This window comes from Hymenobacter nivis (assembly GCF_006439025.1).
Classification (GTDB): Bacteria; Bacteroidota; Bacteroidia; order Cytophagales; family Hymenobacteraceae; genus Hymenobacter; species Hymenobacter nivis_A.
On the sequence record NZ_RCYZ01000003.1, the window covers coordinates 251960 to 273490 of the forward strand.

16 protein-coding genes are annotated in these 21531 nt (G+C 64.7%); 6 read left to right on the forward strand and 10 right to left on the reverse strand.

The features are described 5' to 3' along the window. Positions 1-36: 36 nt before the first annotated feature. Together EAH73_RS08925 and EAH73_RS08930 are read right to left on the reverse strand one after the other, a co-directional pair. Positions 37-4641 (reverse strand): C25 family cysteine peptidase, encoded by a 4605-nt coding sequence (locus tag EAH73_RS08925; RefSeq protein WP_140466146.1) that lies wholly within the window; start codon positions 4639-4641, stop codon positions 37-39. Positions 4642-4709: 68 nt separating this feature from the next. Next, entirely contained in the window at positions 4710-5816 is a 1107-nt protein-coding gene (locus EAH73_RS08930; protein ID WP_140466147.1) for a PorV/PorQ family protein, read from the reverse strand. 306 nt (positions 5817-6122) lie between these two features. Between EAH73_RS08930 and EAH73_RS08935 the strand changes: the two genes are divergently transcribed. Both EAH73_RS08935 and EAH73_RS08940 read left to right on the forward strand, forming a co-directional pair. Continuing rightward, positions 6123-6470, forward strand: coding sequence for a PadR family transcriptional regulator (locus tag EAH73_RS08935; protein ID WP_068234140.1), 348 nt, complete (start codon positions 6123-6125; stop codon positions 6468-6470). Between the two features lie 64 nt (positions 6471-6534). Further along, positions 6535-9297 carry a PspC domain-containing protein gene (locus tag EAH73_RS08940; protein ID WP_140466148.1) on the forward strand — a complete coding sequence of 921 codons (2763 nt, stop codon included), beginning with the start codon at positions 6535-6537 and terminating at the stop codon, positions 9295-9297. A gap of 115 nt (positions 9298-9412) precedes the next feature. Here EAH73_RS08940 and EAH73_RS08945 read toward each other — a convergent pair whose 3' ends face one another. The 3 genes from EAH73_RS08945 to mce all read right to left on the reverse strand — a co-directional run bounded on the left by EAH73_RS08945 (position 9413) and on the right by mce (position 11935). Next, on the reverse strand, positions 9413-10852 hold the full coding sequence (locus tag EAH73_RS08945; RefSeq protein ID WP_140466149.1) for a CCA tRNA nucleotidyltransferase: 1440 nt from the start codon (positions 10850-10852) through the stop codon (positions 9413-9415). Between the two features lie 68 nt (positions 10853-10920). Further along, a complete protein-coding gene (locus EAH73_RS08950) occupies positions 10921-11493 on the reverse strand; it encodes an L-threonylcarbamoyladenylate synthase (protein ID WP_140466150.1) in 573 nt (190 codons plus the stop codon). Positions 11494-11524: 31 nt separating this feature from the next. Continuing rightward, the gene (gene mce / locus EAH73_RS08955) at positions 11525-11935 is read right to left on the reverse strand and encodes a methylmalonyl-CoA epimerase (RefSeq protein WP_140466151.1); all 411 of its coding nucleotides are present in this window, start codon (positions 11933-11935) and stop codon (positions 11525-11527) included. 137 nt (positions 11936-12072) lie between these two features. Here mce and EAH73_RS08960 point away from each other — a divergent pair, with 137 nt between their 5' ends. From EAH73_RS08960 to EAH73_RS08970, 3 genes are all read left to right on the forward strand, one after another. Continuing rightward, on the forward strand, positions 12073-13287 hold the full coding sequence (locus tag EAH73_RS08960; RefSeq protein ID WP_140466152.1) for an IscS subfamily cysteine desulfurase: 1215 nt from the start codon (positions 12073-12075) through the stop codon (positions 13285-13287). Between the two features lie 74 nt (positions 13288-13361). Further along, positions 13362-13772 (forward strand): Fe-S cluster assembly scaffold IscU, encoded by a 411-nt coding sequence (gene iscU, locus EAH73_RS08965; protein WP_035561862.1) that lies wholly within the window; start codon positions 13362-13364, stop codon positions 13770-13772. Between the two features lie 164 nt (positions 13773-13936). Continuing rightward, positions 13937-14263, forward strand: coding sequence for a HesB/IscA family protein (locus EAH73_RS08970; RefSeq protein WP_068234160.1), 327 nt, complete (start codon positions 13937-13939; stop codon positions 14261-14263). Positions 14264-14363: 100 nt separating this feature from the next. Here the strand turns inward: EAH73_RS08970 and EAH73_RS23650 are convergent, their stop codons facing one another. The 4 genes from EAH73_RS23650 to EAH73_RS08985 all read right to left on the reverse strand — a co-directional run bounded on the left by EAH73_RS23650 (position 14364) and on the right by EAH73_RS08985 (position 19075). Then, a complete protein-coding gene (locus EAH73_RS23650; RefSeq protein WP_240047191.1) occupies positions 14364-14705 on the reverse strand; it encodes a nucleotidyltransferase domain-containing protein in 342 nt (113 codons plus the stop codon). Between the two features lie 39 nt (positions 14706-14744). Next, on the reverse strand, positions 14745-15446 hold the full coding sequence (locus tag EAH73_RS23655) for a DNA polymerase beta superfamily protein (RefSeq protein ID WP_240047192.1): 702 nt from the start codon (positions 15444-15446) through the stop codon (positions 14745-14747). Between the two features lie 119 nt (positions 15447-15565). Next, the gene (locus tag EAH73_RS08980) at positions 15566-16333 is read right to left on the reverse strand and encodes a DNA polymerase beta superfamily protein (protein WP_140466153.1); all 768 of its coding nucleotides are present in this window, start codon (positions 16331-16333) and stop codon (positions 15566-15568) included. A 105-nt stretch (positions 16334-16438) separates the two neighbouring features. After that, a complete protein-coding gene (locus EAH73_RS08985) occupies positions 16439-19075 on the reverse strand; it encodes a polynucleotide kinase-phosphatase (RefSeq protein ID WP_140466154.1) in 2637 nt (878 codons plus the stop codon). Positions 19076-19106: 31 nt separating this feature from the next. On the opposite strand from EAH73_RS08985, the gene EAH73_RS08990 reads away from it, so the two are divergent. After that, on the forward strand, positions 19107-20078 hold the full coding sequence (locus EAH73_RS08990) for a hypothetical protein (protein ID WP_140466155.1): 972 nt from the start codon (positions 19107-19109) through the stop codon (positions 20076-20078). Between the two features lie 3 nt (positions 20079-20081). On the opposite strand, the gene EAH73_RS08995 is transcribed toward EAH73_RS08990, so the two are convergent. Further along, the gene (locus EAH73_RS08995; RefSeq protein WP_140466156.1) at positions 20082-21518 is read right to left on the reverse strand and encodes a 3' terminal RNA ribose 2'-O-methyltransferase Hen1; all 1437 of its coding nucleotides are present in this window, start codon (positions 21516-21518) and stop codon (positions 20082-20084) included. Between the last annotated feature and the right edge of the window lie 13 nt (positions 21519-21531).

A 21531-nucleotide genomic window follows, 5' to 3' on the forward strand; every position in this document is an offset into this window, starting at 1 on the left:
AGGCGGCTTTTTTTGTGCGTTGGCAGTTGGCTACAATTAGCGCAGCAGCACCAGCTTGCCCCAGTCGTTCTTAAACGCTTGGTCGCCGCTGGTGGCGCGCTGCGAGAACTTGCCGTCCGGGTCGTCGAGGCTGACGCGGTAGAGGTAGGTGCCGTTGGCGAGGCGGTCGCCGTACTGGTCGGTGCCGTCCCAGGCAAAATCGGTGAGGTTATTGCCCAGGTGAATATTGCCCAGCTCGCCCATGAAAATCTCGCGCACCACGCGCCCCGTCAGGGTCATGATCTGGATTTTCATATTGCGCGGCAGCTCCTGGCCCGTCACCGTGAACACGAAGCGCGCTTTGCTCGTCACTGGGTTCGGGTAGGGGTACACGTTGGTGATTTGCGAGGCGTTCACGACCGTGAATTTCACCTGGAACTCCTGGGCGGCGGCGCTGAGGTTGGCCGTGTTGCGGCCCTGCGCGCGCAGGGTGTAGGTGCCGTCGGGCAGCGGGGTGGTGCGGCCGGGATGGTAGTCGAGGTAGGCCGTGCTACCGGCCGCAGTGGTTTCCACACGGAAGGTGGCGTCGGGGCCCAGCACATTCACGGCCGTGGCCGGGCCAGTGCCCGATTGCAGGTACACGGTGAAGGCCGAGGCGTCGGCCAAGGGCCGCAGCTTGTCGGTATCGGTGAGCTGGAGAGTGACTATGGGGCGCGGCGACACGATTTCGCCGTTTAGGATGTGGCGGCCGTCGAAGGCCACGTCGAGCACCGGCGGCACGCTCGTGCTGCCCACCTGGAAGGGCGCCAGGTTCAACTCATTGTTGACGTGGGTGAGCTCGGGCAAGGCCTTGGGATCAGTGGGGGCCACCGGCAACGGGTTGAACGTCACCCGTGTGGACAGGTTACCGAACTTGCCGGTGAGGGGCACTTCTACGTTCTGGACCAGGATGGCGTCGGGCTGCAAGGGCGCCGTCACGGTCTGGACCACCGAGGCCACCTGGGTGTTGGTATTGCTGTCGAACACCTCCGTTTTCACCCGCATGGGGGCCCCAAAGGGCAGCGCCGACACGTTCTCAAACTGCACCGGGAAGGCGAGCTTGCCGTTGCCGGCGGCCTGGGCCAGCAGCGCGGCGGGCGCGTAGGTGGCGGCCGGCACCAGGTCGCGCCGCACGATGCCCTCGGGCACGCCGGTGTAGAGCACCAGCCACTCGCGCAGCTGCGGAGCCACGCGGTTGGTGTCGGCCACGCTCAGCTCCAGCTGTAGGTACGGGTACTCAGTGGCCGATATGCCGGCCAGCGAAAACCGCGACGACGGCACGTTGGCGTTCAGCTCTTTGGTAACACCGTTGGCGTCGATGCCCAGCAGGCGCAGCCGGAAGCTGCTGGAGCCGTTGGCGCGCGTGACTTGGTGCAGCAGCGTTTTCCACTCCTGCGCCGGGCCGATGCGGGCCGAGGTGATAGTGGCCCGCGTGTTCTGCGCGTCAAACGCCCAGCGGCCGTTGGGGCCCGCCACGGTGGCGCCCTTCAGCGTGTTGCGCTGGAGTTGGGCGTAGTGGCTCTGCGACCAGCCGCTGGCCCCGTCGATGACGCGGAACGAGCTGGTGGCCCAGCGGCCGTCTTCGCCCGCGGCGGCGGCGGCAAAGCGGACGCGCCAGTACCACACCACGCTGTCGCGCCCGGCAATGGCGGGCAGCGCGGGCCGCCAGCTCACCAGCAGCGGGGCCGTGATGTCGGTGCGCTGCACAAGGGGGCTGTTGAAGGCCGCAGTCGTGTCCAGCTCCACATTAAAGAGTCGGGGGGCCCCGTTGGGGTCGTTGGTCTGGGCCACCAGGCGGGGCGTGCGATTGGGCACAATGGCAAATTCGGGCGGGTTCAGCGCCGTCACGCCGCCTTGCAAAAAGGTGTAGCTGAGCGTGGCCGTGTTGTTGGTTTCGTCTAGTTCGGCCACCTTTTTCTGGTAGTCCAGCTCCACCGTGAATTGGTTGTTGCCGAACACGTTCACGCCGTTTACCACCGTGTTGGTGATGGGGAAGGCGTACACCGTATCGCGCCGGAAGGCCTGGCGGAACACTTGGGTGTACACGTCGTCGGGCCGACTGGTGCCCACGTAGCTGCGCGTCACCCGAATCTCGACCGGCTCGCGGGTGACCTTGCCGGGGTTGCTCACGCCGATGTTCAGCAGAAACGAGGCCGAGGCCGCCGTCACGTCGGTGGGCGGGTTGGCCGAGGCCACGGCCAGGGCCGCGCTGCTGGCCACAAAGTCGGGCTTGGCCGGCGCGTACAGCGTCAGGGCGGGGTCGCCCTGCCAACCGGTGCCCAGCAGCTGCTCAATGCCCACGTCGTCCTTAAAGGAAGGCAGCTTCTGGAGCCGGCTCACCATCTCGTCGTGCACCGCCGTGACGGGCTGGCCGTAGTACCGGGCGTCATTCAGCATGAGCCGGTAAATGGTGTCCTGCGAGGTGGCCAGCCGGTCGGGGTAGCTGAAGCCGTACTCGCCGAGCGAGCCCAGGGCCCCGGCGCTGGGCACATTAAAGAGCCAGTCTTCGACGCGGGTGTAGCCGGTGGTGAAGGTGTGGTTGCCCGCGCAGCCGTTCAGAAACAGCATGGGGTACTTGCCCGCGTTGGTGTAGCCGCTGCCCGCGTCGGCGGGGGTGCCAAAGTCGAGCAGGAAATGGTTGTTGGAGCCGTGGCCGAAAAACGTGATGAATGAGAGGCCCGCGTTCAACTCGGTGGCGATGTTGACGGGCACGGGCAAGGCGCTGGTTACCTCGCGGGTGGTGACGGTGCCGCCAAAAAAGGGCTGCTCTACGCGCACCTTGCCGCGGTCCATCGTGGCCCGGAAGTCGTCGGTTTCGGTCTTGTCGGTGCCGGCCACCAGGTGCAGCACGTTTTTGCGCCACGGGGCCAGGCCCAGCGCCTCGTGCTCCTTCAGCTTGGCCAGGTAGGTGAGCACTTGTTGCTCGTTCACCACCGTGAGGCGGCCGGTGCGAATCTTGGCCCGGTAGTCACCGGCCCGGAAATCGGCCGATATCATGTTATCCGACACGGCCCGCGAGCTGGTGGGAATCAGGTCGAAGCCCATTTCGCCGGCGGTGCGGAAAAGGCGGCCTCCGTAGGACGATTCGCTGGGCACGATGCCCTTGCCCAGCAGCAGCATGTAGCGGTTGGGGTTGGTGGGGGCCCCGGCCACCAGCCACAGGCTAAAGTGGCGCAGCGCTAGCCACGACCGCTCGCCGTAGTGGAACTGGTCGTAGAGCTGCGGGGCCGTCACCACCAGCGTGTCGTAGGCCCCGCCGGCCGCCGAGGCCCGGTAGCCCGCGTACAGCCGCGGTGCCTTGGAGGCCCCGTACACCTGCGGGTGCGTGACGATGGCGAAGGTGGCCCGGGCGTTGAGGGCCCGGAACACGAGGCGGCGGGGCGCGGCGGGCACTTCGGCCGCGGCGGCATCGGCCAGCAGCAGGCGGCGCGACTGCGCGGCGGTGGCGCTCGGAAACACGAAGCGGCGGCCCAGGGCCCCCAGCGCGGTGGCGGCGGCGGGCGCAATGCGCTGCACGTTCCAGGGGTCGTGCACGTCGTAGCCACGGGCGGTGGCCGGGATGCTGTCTACTTCAAATGCGGCCGGCGCGCTCAGCGTAGAATCGCTCCGGAAAAACTGGGGGCCCCCTTTGAACCAGCGGCTGGCCTGGGGCACCACTGCCCGCAGGAACGACACGCGGAAGGCGTCGCGGGTGCTGCTGCTGGTGCTGGTAACCGGCACCGAGCACCGGATGCGCACCGTGCCGTCGGCCCCCACATCGGAGCGCAGCAGCGCGAAGCGGCGCGTCACGTTGTCGTAGTTGCTGTAAGTGACGGTGCCCAGCGTACGGAACACGGTGGGGTTGGCCGGGTTGGCCACCGCTACTTGGGTGAAGTGCGGCACCAGCGTGCCGCCGCTCAGGCCCACCTCAATGGTGGGAGCCGGCGCGGGGCCCGTGCCCGGCACGGCGCGCAGCCCGCCCACCACGCCATCAAAAATGCCGTTGCCGTTGCCCGCCCCCGGCGTGGTGCTGGAGCGAAAGCCCTCGCTCGAGCCCAGCCAGGGCAAAAACGTGACCTGGTTGGGCCCCACCGGGTCTTCCACGTAGGCGTTCACGATGGGCTGGGCCGGGGCGTATAGCCACCATGCCTGGGGCGTGCCCCCACCGGCCGACTGCGACTCGGCCATGCGCCGGCCCTGGGGCCCCGAGGGGCCCGGGTAGGTGAGGAAATAGGCGGCCGTATCGGTATAGAAGCTGTAGAGCTGGTGGGGCTGGTCGCCGTTGGCGCGGTAGAGGTCGCGGTCGAGGACGCCGTCGTTGCGCTGGCCGTAGAACTCCAGGTACGTGCTGGCGTCGAACGTGGTGGGGGCCCCGCCCTGGTACACGGCCAGCTCCTTGCCGCGCCGCCACAGCTGCAAGCGGCTGGGGTCGAGGCCATTGCTGAGGCCGGCCTTGGTCAGGTAGGCGTAGTCAAGGCGGTAGAGGGCGTCGCGGGTAATCTTGATTTTGTAATACGTCTGGCCCGGCGCAATCCACTCGTTGCCGTAGGGCCCCGACTGCGCCTGCACCGCGCCGCCGCTCAGCAGCAGCAGCCAGGCGCAGACAGCCCATTGCACCATTTTGCGGGTAGTAAGTTGTTTCATAGCCTAATGAATACACCCGGCCGTCGCCCCGGCCGGTAAGTTGGAAGGATATAGCAGCAAATAGTCGGTTATTTAAAGCCGTAGCCCAGGCTTACAATCAGCGAGTTGGTTTGCGAGCTTTGGCCCAGGGCCTCCACCGCGAGGCGCGACAGGGCCAGGTCCACGCGCAGGCCGCTGATGGCCACGCCGGCCCCCAGGCTGTACTGCCCTTTCCACGGCTGGGCGCCGCTGAAATCGGTGATTTTCTGAAAGTTGCCGGCCCCGCCGCGCAAGAACACCAGGTTTTTGTAGCCCAGCTCCACGCCGGCGCGCGGGTCCACACTCACCACGCCGGTGGACACGAGCGTGCCGCGCTGGCCGTCGGTGGTGGTTTCCAGGTCCACGGCCACCAGGGCGGTGAACTGTTGGGGCAGCTTGAACTGCCGGCCCACGCCCAGCACCAGGCGCGGCAGCGTGATTTCGTTGCGGTTCGACGGAATCGGGTCGTTCGAGCCGTAGAGCACCGCGCTGCGGTAGTAGTCGGCGTTGATGCTCCAGGCGGTGAAGGTGGTGGTCACGTCGCGGGCGGTGAGGCCCAGCTGCCAGCCCTTGTGGCGGTACTGCACGCCCAGGTCCACCCCGAAGCCGTAGGCGTTGGCGAAGCTGCCCACGTTGCGGTACACAATTTTCGCGTTGGCCCCCACGGTGAGGCCCTCCACCTGCCCAATTTTGCGGGCGTAGGAGAGCAGCATGGCGTAGTCGGCCACTGAGAAGTACGTGATTTTGTCGTACTGAATGTATCCGTACTCGTTGATGAGGTTGCGCGTATCGGCAATGTTGTCAACGCCCAAGCGCATGATGCTCACGCCGATGGCGCTCTTGTCGTCGAGCGGCATCGAGAACGCGGCGTAGTCGTTCTTCACGATGCCCGAGAACAGCTCGGAGTGCATCAGCACGCCGTCGTACTTGTGGGTTTGGTTGGCCAGGCCGGCGGGGTTCCAGTAGCCGGCTGTGGCGTCGTCGGCCAGGCCCACCTGCACCTTGCCCATGCCCAGGGCCCGGGCCCCCACCCCCAGGTTGAGAAACTCGTTGCTGTACTTGGGCGCGGTGGTGCTTTGGGCAGCGGCGGGCAGGGCCAGGGCCCCGAGGGCCAGGGCCCCCAGCCACCGCCGAGCAGCGGCGTAGCGTTGGGTCATAATAGATAGGCGGACGGTAGATTTTTCTCGCGGACGGAACGCAAGTTACCGCTTTCTAGTGCAGGGCGGGGCCCCGGAATCAGACAATTTCCGGTAGTAGGCAGTGCAATTGGCCCCGGCGGGGCCCCCAGTGCGGTTGCGGCGGCAAAAATATTTTTCGGGCAAAAAGGGCCTAAACAACCCACTGGGGGCCTTTTGCAATTCCATCTGGGAAAAGCACCATACTATTTTGCAACAGTACCTTGCAAAGCAAAGTACCTACCATACATTTGTACTGTTCATCACCCACTAGCCCCCTCATCGCCCATGAAACTTGAAAACACCCAGGTGCAGATGCGCAAGGGCATCCTGGAGTTCTGCATCCTGGAAATCATCGCCCGCGGCGAGGCCTACGCCTCCGACATGCTGGAGGAGCTCACGGCGGCCCGCATGATCGTGGTCGAGGGCACGCTCTACCCGCTGCTCACGCGCCTCAAAAACGCCGCCCTGCTCGATTACACTTGGAAGGAGAGCACCAGCGGCCCGCCCCGCAAGTACTACATCCTCACCCCGGCCGGGGCGCAGTTTCTGCAGGAGCTGCGCGACACGTGGGAGGAAATGGCCCTGTCCGTGGGCATCATCCGCCAGGGCCGGCCGCCCGGCGACACCCGCTGATGCGGCCCGCTTTTTTGCCTTTCACTCACCAGTCTCTAACCGGCCTCGTTCGGCCTTCTTTCGCATGAAAAAGAACATCAGCATCAACTTGCAAGGCCTCATCTTCCACATCGAAGAAGACGGCTACGAAGTGCTCGGCCGCTACCTGGCCGAGGTGAAGGCGCACTTCGCCAGCTTCCGCGGCCACCAGGATATTGTGGCCGACATCGAGGGCCGCATCGCCGAAATTTTCAGCGCCCGCCTCTCGGCCGCCAAGCAGGTCATCACCCTGGAAGACGTGGAGGCCATGACGGCCAAAATGGGCCGGGTGAGCGACTTCGCCTCGGACCTGGACGACGAGGACGAGGCCGAAACGGCTGGGGCCCCCACCGGCGGCACCTTCGGCCCCGACGGTCCGTTTGGCACCAAAGGTCCGTTTGGGCCCCAGGGCCCCTTCGGCCCCAAAGGCCCGTTTGGCAACCAGAGCTCAAACGGCCCGTTTGGTCCCAACGGTCCCTTCGGCCCCGGTAGCAAAACCGCTGATGGGGCCCCCAAGCGCCTGTTCCGCGACATGGCCCATCGCAAAATTGCGGGCGTGGCCGCCGGCCTGGCTCAGTATTTCGCCGTGAACCCGCTGTGGGTGCGCCTGGCCTTTGTGGCGCTGGTGCTGTTCAAGCCGTTTTTGCGCATCGGCCACACCTTCGATTTCGATAACCCGGTGAACTTCGCGGGCTTTGCCGTGCTGCTCTACGGCATCCTGTGGGTGCTGCTGCCGAAGAACTACGACGCCCCCAACCCCGACGACATTGCGCCCGGCACGGGGCCCCTGGCCGGCCGCCGCCTGTTCCGCGACACCGACACGGCCAAAATCGGGGGCGTGGCCGCCGGCCTGGCCTACTACCTCAAGCTCGACGTGACGCTGGTGCGGGTGCTGCTGCTGGCGGGCCTGTTTGCGGGCGGCTTCACGCTCGTGCTCTACCTCATCCTGTGGGTGGTGGCCCCCGAGGCCAAAACGGTGTCGGAAAAAATGCAGATGCGCGGCGAAGGCGTGACCCTCTCGGGCATCGACAACAACCTGCGCGCCACGGTGCTCGACGCCGACGGCAACCCCGTGGCCACGGCCCCCAACCGCCCGGTGGGCGCGTTTCTGGAAGGCGCGGCCCGCGGGGCCCGGCCGGCCGTGAGCTTCCTCGGCACCCTCATCCGGTGGGGCGTGGGGGCCCTGCTCATCTTCATGGGCGGCAGCGCGTTGGCGAGCTTATTTGTTGCCCTGGGCGTGGTGGCGGGCTTGTTGCCCTCTACTTCGCTGGCGGGCGGCGACGGCCGGGGCATCCGCTTCGACGACGGCGGCAGTGCCCAGGGCTTTGCCGCGGTGCTGCACAACGTGCAGCCCTGGGCCGGGGTGGTGGCGCTGCTGGCGGTGGGCATTCCGATGCTGGCGCTGGTGCTGCTGGGGCTGCGGCTCATCCTGCGGCGCTCGGTGCTGGGGCGCATGGGGGGCCTCTCGCTGCTGGGCCTGTGGCTGGTGGGCGTGGCCGGCTCGGCCGTGGCCGGTGGCCAGCTGGCCCGCGAGTTCCGCACCCGCGGCAGCGTGACGACAACCCGTCCGCTGGCCCCGGTGCCCGGCCGCAGTATGGTATTAGGTGTGCGCCAAGGTGATAACGAAGACGGCGACGAGTTTTTTGAAAGCATCGACGTGAACATCGCACCCGCCGACAGCGGCCGGGCCCCGTTCATCGAGCAGGAAGTGCGGGCCCGGGGCGCTTCGGCCGCCGCTGCCCGCCAGATGGCCACCTCGTCGGTGCACTACAGCTTCACCCAGCAAGATTCGGTGCTGACGCTCGACCGCGGCTTCACGCTGACCAACGACGCGCCCTTCCGCAACCAGAAGGTGACGCTGACGCTGCACTTGCCGCTCGATAAAAGCTACCGCCTGACCAAGGAATTCGTGGACCGCCTCGACGACGACGACTTCCAAGGCAACCACCGGCCCAGCGGCGACGAGCCGCACCGCGCCCGCCTGCTGCGCAACGGCCGCTTCCAGTGCCTCGACTGCGCTCCGTATTCGAGCGACGACGAGAACTACGACAGCAGCGCCGACGACAACGACAACGACGGGGGCGATGACAACGACGACGATAACAGCCGCAGCAGCCTCAGCCTGGACGGGGCCCCCAGCTTCGACACCGACCTGAACAGCTACGGCAGCGGCCGCCGCAATTTCAGCGAAACCGACTTCAACCAGGTGAGCGTGGTGGGCGGCTACCGCGTGGTGGTGCGCCACGGCGACGCCTTCAAGATTGAGGCCGGCGGCAACCAAGATGAGCTGAACGAACTGCGGGTAACGCGCGATGGCAATACCCTGGAAATCAAGCCCCGTGACACGTCCCTTTTCGGCGATAACGGCGGCGACGACCAGCGGAAGGTGCTCATCCGCATCGAGATGCCGGCCGTGGAAAGCCTGGAGCTGGCCGGGGCCATCCAGGCCGACCTCGGCGGCTTCGACCGCCAGGACCGCCTGCGGGTGCAGCAGGCCGGCGTGAGCCACCTGCGCCTCAACGGCAACTACGGCACCCTGAAGCTGTCGCTGGCCGGGCCCTGCCGCACCACCGCCACCGGCCAGGCCGACGACCTTGCCCTCGACGCCGCCGGGGCCGCCGAGCTGGCCGGGGCCAACCTGCGCACCCGCACCGCCAAAGTGAGCCTGGTGGGCGGCTGCAAGGCCCGCCTCAACGTGAGCGAAACCCTGCGGGGCGAGGCCGTGGGCGGCAGCGAAGTAGCCTACAGCGGCAAGCCCCAGAACGTGAAAGTGAGCACCGTGGGCGGCTCCAGCTTCCACAAAATCTAGGGCCACTTTGGCGCCCCGGCACCGAAAATTTTCGCCGGGGCCCCACAGCGGGCAACCTTACCCCCGCCGGCCGCATCTATTGCCCTACGAAGCCTTTCCACAAAGGAAGGATCCCTCAGACTGGTGAGTGAAATGAGGTTCCTTCCGGCCGAAGCCCCCGGGCCGCCCCCTGCTGCAACAGGAAGGCCCAGGCTTCGGCCATTTCGTTTTTAATGGTGCCCTCCAGGATGGCCTCCAGCACGGCGTTTTTCAGCTCGCCCACGTCCTTAGACGGCTTGAGGCCAAAGGTTTCCATGATGATTTCGCCGGTGATGACGGGCTTGAAGTTGCGCAGGTGGTCCTGGGCCTCCACCTCTTTCAGCTTCTCCTCCACCTCCGCAAAATTGCGCAGGTAGCGGGCCTTGCGCTCGTGGTCCTTGCTTGTGATGTCGGCCCGGCACAGCAGCATGAGCCGGTCAATGTCGTCGCCGGCCTCGAAGAGCAGGCGGCGCACGGCGGCGGCGGTCACGGTTTCCTTCACCAGCGCGATGGGGCGCAGGTGCAGGCGCACCAGCTTCTGCACCATGCGCATCTCCTCGCCCTGCGGCAGCTTCAGGTCGGCAAAAATGCCCGGCACCCACCGGGCCCCCTTGTCTTCGTGGCCGTGAAACGTCCAGCCCTGGGCCGGGAAGTAGCGCTTGGTGGCGGGCTTGGCAATGTCGTGCAGCACGGCCGCCCAGCGCAGCCACAGGTCGCCGCCGGCCGCGGCCACGTTATCCAGCACCTGCAGGGTGTGGTAAAAGTTGTCCTTATGGGCGTGCTTGCCCACCTTTTCCACGCCGTAGAGCTGCGCCATCTTCGGGAAGATGAGGTGCAGTAACCCGGTCTGGAACAGGAGCTTAAAGCCGTAGCTGGGCAGCGGCGACTCGATGATCTTGTTCAGCTCGGTGGTGATGCGCTCCTGCGACACAATTTTGATCCGCTCCTTGTTGCGCACAATGGCGTCGTAGGTGTCGGGCTCAATGTCAAAGCCCAGCTGCGAGGCAAAGCGCACGGCGCGCATCATCCGCAGCGGGTCGTCGGAAAACGTCACGTCGGGCCCCAGCGGCGTGCGGATGGTCTGGGTGCTAAGGTCCTGCATTCCGCCGTAGCGGTCCACCAGGGCCCCAAAATCGGCCGGGTTCAGGCTCAGGCCGAGGGCGTTGATGGTGAAGTCGCGCCGGGCCAGGTCGTCCTCCAGTGTGCCCACTTCCACCTCGGGCTTGCGGCTTTCGGCGCGGTAGCTCTCCTTGCGGGCCCCCACAAACTCAATTTCGCCAGCTTCCTGGGTGGGCAGCATGGCGGTGCCGAAGTTCTTGAACACCGTAACCTTACCGCGGCCCGGCAGCCGGCGCCCCACCTCCTGGGCCAGGGCAATGCCGTCGCCCACGGTCACCACGTCGATGTCTTTGCTGGCGCGGCCCAAGGCCAGGTCGCGCACGTAGCCACCGATGACGTAGGCCGGCTGGCCGAGGGCCCCGGCCGCGTCGGCGATGGTGCGAAAGATGGGCAACTCGGGCAGTTCGGGCGTGTTCATGGGCGCAAAGGTCGGCAACCCGGCCGAATTTGGGGCCCGGCGCCGGGCCCAGCGCGCCCGCGCCGCTGCTAGTCGCGCACCACTTCCAGGGCCCCATTGGCCCCCAGGCGCACCACCCGCGAGGGGGCCACACGGGTCGCGTCGTCGCGCCGCCAGTTCGCCACGTGGTCGGCGCCGCGCAGCAGGGCGGGGTCAATTTCGCTGTACACCGCGGGGGCCGGTTCGCCAGGCTTGTTGGCCGACGTGGACACCAGGCCGTGGCCCAGGCGGCGCACCACTTTGAAGCAAAACTCGTCGTGCACAATGCGCAGGCCCACCGTGCCGTCGGGCGCTACTAGGCCGGGGGCCACGGCGCGGCTAGCGGGCAAGATGTAGGTGGTGGGACGGGTTTGGTCGGCCAGGGCAGCCTCCAATTCGGCCGGCACTTGGGCAGCGTAGCGGGCCAGCATGGCCAGGTCAGCCACCAGCACGATGCTGGGCTTGCCGGCCTCGCGGCCCTTCAGTTTGTACAATTTTTCAACGGCCGGCGGCACTTCGGCGTCACAGCCCAGGCCCCACACCGTGTCGGTGGGGTACAGAATGACTTGCTGGAGCAGCAGCGCATCCACGGCGGCGTCTACTTCTTGCTGGAAAAACTTCATATCGAAGGAGTTATTAATAGAAACGCCGGCGCTAAGCTGCCGCGATGCTTTGGCAAAGCTCTACCAGTACGCCGCCGGCGCTTTTGGGGTGCACAAAGCACACGAGCTTGTTGTCGGCGCCGCGCTTGGGGGCCTCGTTGAGCAGGATGAATCCTTCGGCGCGCAGCCGGGCCATTTCGGCCTCGATGTCGTCCACCTCGAAGGCCACGTGGTGGATGCCGGCGGGCTTCTTCTCCAGGAATTTGGTGATGGCGCTGTCGGTACTGGTGCCGGCTAGCAGCTCGATTTTGGAGCCACCCACTTGGAAAAACACCGTATCGACGGCCTCGCTGGCCACGTGCTCGGTTTTGTAGGGCCCCGTGCCCAGTAGCTTGGTGTAGAGGGCCGTGGCGGCGGCCAAATCGGGCACGGCCAAGCCGAGGTGTTCGAGGTTGGTGAGCATGAAAAGGCCCGGGGTGTTATATAGTAGGAATGTCCCTATTTTTGTGGGGCCAAAGAAAACCGTTTATCTTGAAACGGTGTTCTATGACTGGCTGGCCCACCGCCAGCCCTTCCCCTGCCAACAACCGCTCTTGCGCAATGCTTAAGCTCCCTATTTACCTCGACAACAACGCCACCACGCCCCTCGACCCGCGGGTGCTGGAGGCGATGATGCCTTACCTGACCGACGTGTTCGGCAACGCTGCTTCGCGCAACCACCCTTTCGGGTGGGCTGCTGAGGAAGGCGTGGACTACGCCCGTACCCAAATCGCCCAGCTCATCGGCTGCGATTCGAAGGAAATCATCTTCACCAGCGGCGCCACCGAGGGCGACAACCTGGGCATCAAAGGGGTGTTTGAGATGTACGCCCAGAAGGGCAACCACGTCATCACCACCACCACCGAGCACAAAGCGGTGCTGGACACGTGCAAGCACCTCGAGAAAATCGGCGGCCGCGTGACCTACCTGCCCGTGGACGAGCTGGGCCTCATCAGCCTCGCCGACCTCGAAGCAGCCATGACGCCCGAGACGATTCTGGTGACCATCATGTACGGCAACAACGAGACGGGCACCATCCAGCCCATCCGCGAAATTGCCGCCATCGCCCACAAGCACGGGGCCCTGTTCATGACCGACGGCACCCAAGCTGTAGGCAAGATTCCGGTGGACGTGAACGCTGATGGCATCGACATCATGGCCTTCACGGCCCACAAAATGTACGGCCCCAAAGGCGTGGGGGCCCTGTACGTGCGCCGCAAAAACCCGCGCGTGAAAGTGACTGCCCAAATGGACGGCGGTGGCCACGAGCGCGGCATGCGCTCGGGCACCCTGAACGTGCCCGGCATTGTGGGCTTTGGTAAGGCTTGCGAACTGGCTCGCCTGGAAATGGCTGCCGACGCCGCCCGCCTCAGCGTGATGCGCGACCGCCTGCAAACCGAACTGATGCAGCTCGAGGAAAGCTACGTGAACGGCTCGGTGGAGCACCGCCTGCCCCACGTGGCCAACATCAGCTTCAAGTACGTGGAAGGCGAAGGCCTGATGATGGGCATCAAGGACCTGGCCGTGTCGTCGGGTTCGGCCTGTACTTCGGCCTCGCTGGAGCCCAGCTACGTGCTCAAGGCCCTGGGCCTGAGCGACGACCTGGCGCACTCCTCGCTGCGCTTCGGCCTGAGCCGCTTCACCACCGATGAGCAAATCGACTACGCCATCAACCACGTAAAAGAGGCCGTCACTAAGCTGCGCGAAATGTCGCCCCTGTGGGAAATGCACAAGGAAGGCATCGACCTCAGCAAAATTGAGTGGGCTGAACATTGATTTATTAGCTGGGACCCTGTGCCCTGGCTACGTGCTGCTCGCTCCTACTTTCTACATCAATACTCTTTAATACCATGGCTTACTCCGATAAAGTAATCGACCACTACAGCAACCCCCGCAACGTGGGCACGCTGGACAAAAGCAAGAAAAACGTGGGCACCGGCTTGGTGGGGGCCCCCGAGTGCGGCGACGTAATGCGCCTGCAAATCGAGGTGGACGAAGCCACCAACACCATCACCGACGCCAAATTCAAAACTTTCGGCTGCGGCTCGGCCATTGCGTCGTCGTCGCTGGCCACGGAGTGGTTGAAAGGCAAGACGGTAGACGAGGCCCTGGCCATCGACAACATGGAGATTGTGGAAGAGCTGGCCCTGCCGCCGGTGAAAATTCACTGCTCGGTGTTGGCCGAAGACGCCATCAAATCGGCCATTTCGGACTACCGCGTAAAGAATGGCCTGCCCGCTTTGGAGTTGGCTCACCACTAGGTTTTAGTAGAAAAGTGGGGCCCCGCGGCGTCCTGGCTTACGCCGGGCTGCTGCGGGGCCCCACTTTTTTTGCCTTATTTAGAATCCTTCTTCGCCGTATCTTTGTTAGGAAATAACCGCCCCGGCTCAGGCCGGGCGTTTGAACCGCATAACCGACACTTGCCATGATTACCGTATCCGACAAAGCCAAGGAGAAAGTAGAGCGCCTGATGCACGACTCTGAGCTGGACGCCACGTACCGCTTGCGGGCGTCGGTGGCTGGCGGCGGCTGCTCGGGCCTGAGCTATAAGCTGGACTTCGACAACGAGGTGCGGCCGATGGACCAGGAGTTTGAAGACAAAGGCGTGCGCGTGGTGGTGGACATGAAGAGTTTCCTGTACCTAGCCGGCACCGAACTGGATTTCTCGGACGGCCTGAACGGCAAAGGCTTTCAGTTCAACAATCCCAATGCCTCCCGCTCGTGCGGCTGTGGCGAGAGCTTTTCAGTGTAATCCGTATTGCAATACGAACGAATTAGGGGCCCCGTGCAATGCGCACGGGGCCCCTTGTGTTCTATGGCTGAATCATCTGCAAGACCATAGCAGCACAGGATTAGCTTACTTTGCGGTCCAAATAAAAAGCTCGCCTTACTCGCACCAGCAACTGCTCAGCGGCATTTCTGTCAGGTGCTTCGGGCAGGGCTGAGGCAGCAAAGGCGGCTTCCACTTGGGTTACCAGTTGCTCGGCTTCGGTTACCAGGGCCTCGTATTCGAATTCGCCGCGTCGGATTTGCAGCAGGAATTCTCGGTTGGGGCGGCGCACACGCAGTTCGCCAGTTTTAGCGATTTCGCCAGCCATTTGCAGCAGCCGAAACACGTGCAGCATGTTCTTGGCGTCGTAGTTCTTGCCGTGCTGCACTGTATTTGCGTACCGCTCCGCATTGCGTTTTTCCACCCAGTCCCAGTACTCGCGAAATACGCGGCAGTAGGTACTTTACCCATTTCGATTGAAGAAGAGGTATGCCACCGGCGTTTCGCCCTTGGGCACGGCCGAGAGCAGCACATCCTGCGACGCGTCCGCGTCGCGCACCAGCCCCCGGTAGCCCAGGTTCTGGTCGGGCGTTTCGTCCACAAACAGGGCGTATAGGTCGGTCAAGTGGGGCACATTGGCCAAGCCGCATTGCGCGGCTGTGTAGCCTTGCCGCGCCAGCCAGGGCCCCACGGGCTGCGCCCCCGCGCCCACCGTCACATAGCAGAAGTCCAGTACCGCCTTGCGGGCCGGTGGCTCGGGGTGATTAATCTTCTTGTTTAGGCCCTTGGCCTTGCGGATTTGCGCCACAGCGTACTCGGCAAAGCTCTGCCGGCACAATTGCGAGAGGAAGTCCGGGGCCCGGAACTGCGCAAACAGTGGGTGCCGGTACACCACGCAGTCGGCCGGCGTGCCCAGCAGTTCCAGCACCGTGGGGTTGTTTTTGAGCAGTAATTCCACGAAGCGTCGCAGCTCGTAAAACACCTCGTCGTTGGTTGCGTTCGCTACCTGCGGCACGTAGTCCAACCCAAAAAACGCGTTTTCCGGCAGCACAAACACCCCCTTCAAGTCGGTGTCCGAGTGCGGCAAATCGGTGCCGTACGCCCGGCTCCCGCTCACGGCTTCAAACAGGATAAGCCCCTGGCGGCGCAAATCGGCAATGGTCATGGGGCGAAAGTAGGGCCCCCGCACTACAGCCATAGCGTGGACGCTGCCCTCCATGGCTCCGCGCGTTCCTCTGTGCTCCCTGCTGTTGTTGTCCTCACGCCGCTACTTCAGCCGCTGCTTCAACCCGCAAACGCTTCCCGCAGCAACGCCTGAAATACCAGGTCCAGCTCGCCCGCGCTGCCGTCGCGCGCCACCGGCAACGCTTCCCGCGCGGCCTGCCCCGCTGCCAGCTCCCCCTGCAGGAATTCTGCCAGCGCCTCGGGCCGGGGCCCCACCGTTCGCTCGTTGGCCTGGGCTTTGCGCTGCAGCAGCGCATCCACATCGGCCGCCAGGGCCCCGGGCAGCAGCGCCCGCAGCGGGGCAAACTCCATTGGAGGCACGGTCTGTCGTTCCCGAATCCAGCGGGCTGCCAGCGCTGCGCGCAAGGCATAGAACAGCCGTTTTAGCCGCACTTCCTCGCCCGTCAGGTCTTCGGCTACGCCGCGCCGCAGCTGCCCCAGGTAGTGGTGCAGCCCCGCCTTCAGGTTGAATGCATCAGGCAATAGCGGGGCCAACTGGGCCCGAAAGCTCAGTGCCTCGTGGTACACCACCGGCGACTGCAGCCACTCGAACAAGGCCGCGTTCGACCCGCGCAGCAGCCGTAGGGACTTGCGCAGCTCCCAGCCCGCTAAGTCCAGTTCGTCGTCCACCGGAAAGTTCAGCGTGTCGCGCCCCTCATCCAGCGCTAAGTACCAGGCCGCCGGGTGGCAGTAGATGAAGCGCACGTCGTAGTCCGAATCCGGTGAGGGAAACCCCCAGGCCCGGCTGCCCGACTCGCAGGCGTATAAAATGCGGATGCCGTGCGTCGTTTCGAGTTGGGCCAGGGCGGTTTGGATACGGGCAACCATGGGCAATACGCTTTTAGTTTGAGTATACCGATTCCCACAGGGGAATTTTAACGAAGCAAGGAGTAGGAACGGTCGAAACGATAGATACCGCGTTCCGCCGCAACGCTACAGGCGCGGGTCCACGGCCTCGCTTTCCAGGGCCAGCACGCCGAACACGCACTGGTGCACGCGGCGCAACGGCTGGCAGGCTACGAAGCGCTCCAGGCCTTCTACGCCCAGCGAGAACTCGCGCAGGGCCAGGTTGCGCTTGGCCTTCACGTTGCGTTGGCGCAGGCGCTCCAGGTTGCCCGGCAGCAGGTAGTCGGGGCCGTAGATGATGCGCAGGTACTCGGGGCCCCGGCACTTGAGGGCGGGTTGCAGCAGAGTTTGGCCTTTGAGAGCCACGAAGTCGTAGGGCTTCACCACCATGCCCTCGCCGCCGGCCGCGGTGAGGTCCGTCCACCACTGGGTGGCGGCTTCTACTTCGGCCGGGTCGCCGAGGGGCACCACGCGGTAGGGCGTGGCGCGCAGCAGACCGGGGTCGGCCAGAGCGAGGGAGCGCAGGGTTTCCATGTGCCAGGCGTGGTCGCGGTCGAAGTACGTGTGGCCTTCGGTGGCCAGCAGGTGGAACGGGGCCAGCTTGAAGTCGTCGAGCGACTGCACGGGCCAGCAATAGCGGCGGTAGGCGTCGGCGTAGTGGGCGGCGGCTTCGCGGCGGGCCGTGGTGCGGGCCAGTAGGGCCCCGGCGCCGGCCAGGCCGCGGGCGGCGGCTTCGGCCAGCACGGCTTCGGCCTGGGGCAGGGCGGCATTGGCGGCGGCGGCCACGGCGGCGTACTGGGTTTTCACCAGCTCCTGGGCCTTGGCCGACCACGGCAGCAGCTCGGCGTCGAGGATCACCCAGTCGGTGCCGAACCGCTCCCAGAAGCCCGCCGTGGTCAGGGCATCGCGCAGCCGGGCCAGGAAGGCCGTTTCCAGGGCCCCGTCGGTGAAGAAGTTGCGCCCGGTGCGGGTGTAGCACTTGCCGATGCCCGCGCCCGCCAGCCCCAGCCGCCGTTCGATGGCGGCCTCGTCCTTCCCCAGCACCACCACCACGCGGCTGCCCATGTGCTTTTCTTCGCAGACAACGCGCTCCACGCCCTGCTTTTGGTAGTAGGCGAAGGCTTCGGCGGGGTGTTCGAGCAGGTCGGGCAGGGCCGAGGTTTCGGTGGGCGACATGGTGGGCGGCAGGTACAGCAGCCACTTGGGATGCACGGCGAAGCGGCTCATCACCTCCAGGGCCGCCACCGCGTTTTCTTCCCGAATGGTGACGCCCCGCAGCAGCCGGGTTTCGATGAACTGCTTGCCCGTCACGTCGCTAATGTCGAGCAAGTCGTCGTTTTCGTGCTGAGCGGCATTGGTGCTCGGTGCCTGGTGCTCGGTGCTTCGGCTGTCTTGCTGGGCGTCGGCAGCCAACTGCTTATAATTCAGCGGGCGCACGGGCTCGCTGTACACTTGCGCGGCGGGCACGGCCACCAGCTCGCGCTCGGGGTAACGCAGGGCGGTGAGGCGGCCGCCGAATACGCAGCCGGTATCGAGGTCGATGGTGTTGTTGAGCCACTCGGCGTCGGGCACGGGCGTGTGGCCAAAGGCCACCAGGGCCCTACCGCGGTACTCGCGGGCCCACTCGTAGCGCACGGGCAGGCCAAATTCGTCAATCTCGCCGGTGCTCTCGCCAAAGAGCGCGAAGGCCCGCACGGCGCCCGAGCCGCGGCCCTGCATGGCCTCGGGCAGGCCGGCGTGGGCCACCACCAGCTTACCGCCATCGAGCACGTAGTGGCTCACCAGGCCGTCGAGGAAGCGCCGCACCTCGCCCTTGAACGCCTCGGGCTCGGCCTCCAGCTGGGCCAGGGTTTCGGCCAGGCCGTGGTTCACGGTGACCTTTTTGCCGTTGAGGTGGCGCAGGAGCTTGATGTCGTGGTTGCCGGGCACGCACAGAGCGGTGCCGGCGCGCACCATGCTCATCACCAGGCGCAGCACCTGCGGCGAGGCGGGGCCCCGGTCCACGAGGTCGCCCAGGAAAATGGCGCGCCGCCCAGCCGGCGGCGTCACCCGGATGCCCAGGTCGCGCACGTCGTTGATGGGCTCCTCGTGCAGCACGTAGCCCAGGGTTTCGAGCAGCGCGCGCAGCTCGTAGTAGCAGCCGTGCACGTCGCCGATGAGGTCGAAGGGCCCCGTTTCGTCCTGGCGGTTGTTGTAGAGGCGGTCGCGCACGACGCTTTGCACGGCGTCTACCTCCGCCTCCCCGCGCAGGTGGTGCACGTGCCGGAAGCCTTCGTCCTTGAGGGTGCGCAGGCTTTTGCGCAGCGCCTGGCGGTGGCGGGCCACCACGTGGGGCCCCACGCCGCGCCGCTCGGGGCGCTGGGCGTTGCGGGCCAGGGCCACGGCATCGGGCACGTCGAGCACCACGGCCACGGGCAGCACGTGGTACTGCCGGGCCAGGGCCACCAGGGGCTTGCGGCCCTCGGGCTGCACGTTGGTGGCGTCCACCACCGTCAGCAGCCCGCGCTTCAGGCGCTTGGCCACCAGGTAGTGCAGCAGCTCAAAGGCGTCGGCGCTGGCCGATTGGTCGTTCTCGTCGTCGGCCACCAGGCCCCGGCACGTGTCCGACGACACAATTTCGGTGGGCTTAAACAAGCGCCGGGCAAACGTGGACTTGCCCGCCCCCGAGCTGCCAATGAGCAGAATCAGGGCGAGTTCGGGGACCTTCAGGGTATCTTGGGACATTGGAAAGGAAATTCTTTTTGCTATAAATTTTATGAACCTGAGCACAGCTTATCATCGGGGTACTCCAGGAATATTCCTTGTCTTTGCTCTACTAATAGACACGTTAACTACTTGTGTGCAAGAGAAGCCGAAGTTTATTCATCCCATCGAGACTTCGCATCTTTTGGAACACGCCTATAAAGCAAAATCACAAGCGGAGCTTACGCTATTTTTTGGGGAGTGGAGCAGAAATATCGTCGCCATCAACAAAGAAGAGTTAGCCCAATTAAATAGTCAGCAAAAAGAAGCCTACGACGTATTTACTGCTTTCTACAAACCGCATAGACTTGATAGCTTAGGCGGTTCAGAATGGGGAGATAGTATTTATGAGAAGACAAAATTTTTACTAGTTCAAAATGATATCAAGATTCGTATTATAGACCGCATATTTTATTCAGACACTTACATCGACAGTGTAATAACCGGGGTTATCAATCGAACGGTGAAAGAGGATTCAGTTAGAAAACGTCGCCTCAAAAGGGTAAATGGAAAGTTAAACCAACAGGTTAGAGAAGAATTCGGCTTTGAAAACGCTTTCTCTTTCCATAGTCAAGGCGATGAGCAAATTGATACTGACTCATTAACTGATTTTCGTCCGGTTGTAAAAATTCCCGGTAAACAGATTATTTATTTAACGCCAAAACGAGCGGAAACCTTGAAGGCATTTCTTGGAGACAAACACCTTCCTATTGGAGCAGGAGGAATTATGAATCCTGCTCGTTCGAGCGGCGAGAGTGAAAAACGCAAGAAATTTCTAGAGAATGATATTAAGATATGGTACGGCCATTGGGGTGGTTATTGGCAGCTTAATTCCTATCCGGTGGCTTACTTTATTACATTGGATAAAAATATGCTTTACGCCCGCGTTAGCTTCAGAATGGTTTATGAGGGTGGCGAAACCATTCTAAAAAAAATGGGCGGACGCTGGGAAATTATATCAAGCAAAAGAACTTGGATAGAATAGGTATTATTTAGCCATCCCAAACACCGCCAGCTGCGACGGGGCCCCCACGCCCTCTACCTCCTCCCCCATGCCTACTAGCCGCACCTGGTAGCCGTGGCGCTCGGCGACGGCGGTGGCCCAGGCGGCAAACTCGGCGCGGGTCCACTCGAAGCGGTGGTCGTCGTGGCGGAATTCGCCGGCGTTGAGTGTTTCGTAGAGTTGGTTGTAGTCGGCGTTGGGCGTGGTGACGAACACGTGCCCCGGGCGGGCCTGGCCGAACACCACGGCTTCGAGGGCCCCTAGGCGGCTCTCGTCGAGGTGCTCGATGACCTCCACCAGCGCCGCCGCGTCGAAGCCGGCGAGGCGCTCGTCACGGTAGAGCAGCGAGCCTTGGATGAGGTTGAGGCGGGCGCGCTGGCGCGGGGGCATTTCGACCAGGTGCAGGCGTTGCGCGGCCCGGCTCAGGGCCTGGTGCGACACGTCCATGCCGAGGATGTACTCGATTTTGGGCAGGCGCAGCAGCAGGCGCAGCAGCTTGCCTTCGCCGCAGCCCAGGTCGAGCACGCGCTTGGGGCCCAAGTCGTAAATTTCCTGGGCCACTTGCTGGAGGCGCTGGTCGTGGAGGCTCAGCTTGGGCTCGGCCGGGGGCCCCGGGGCGGCGGCGGGCGCGGCCGCGGCGGGGGTTTCTGGGGCGTCGGGAGCTACGGGCTCGGGCAGCTCTTCCTCCGTGCCTTCCAGCAGGCGCGCCAGCGTGGGGTTCACGTAGGCGGCCAGGTAGCGCAGGTAGCGGCGCGTGATGAAGCCGCGCTCGGGGTGCTGGGGCAGCCAATCGCCGCCGCGGTGCAGCAGCTTTTCGGCCTCATTTTCACCGATGTAGTAGTGCTTGTCGTTGTCGAGCACCGGCAGCAGCACGTAGAGGTGGGTGAGCACGTCTTGCAGGCGCAGGCCGGCGTGGCGCAGGTGCAGGGTGTAGTAGCGGCTGGGGCCCCAGGCCGGCACGGTGGGGTCGAGCGGCGTGGTTTCCACCTCAACTTCGTAGCCCAGCGGCTCGAAGAGGCGGCGCGGCCAGTCGGGGCCCGGGGCCGACACCACGGCCACTTTCACGGCCAGCGGCAGGGCCTGGGCGGGCAGGTCGGGGCGGTCTTTGCAGGTGCCGTTCATGGCCGTACCAAAGGCCTTGCTCAGGGCCCCGCTCAGGAAGGACGAGGCCACGTAGGGCCGGTCGTTCACGTACTGCTCCAGGGCGAAGCCCTCGTTGCCGGGGCCCCGGCCGCGCACTAGGCCCACGGGGTCGAGGTCGAGCAGCAGGGCGGCGGTGCAGCGCTCGGCGGTGGCTTCGGGGTAGAACACGTGGGCCTGGCCCCCGGCCACCTCCACGCTTTGCAGGCGCGCGGGGTTCTTGTGGAGCAGGTAGCCGAGGTCGGTGGCCGGCTGGTAGGTGGTGGTGATGGTCAGGAGCATGGGGCGGGTGGCG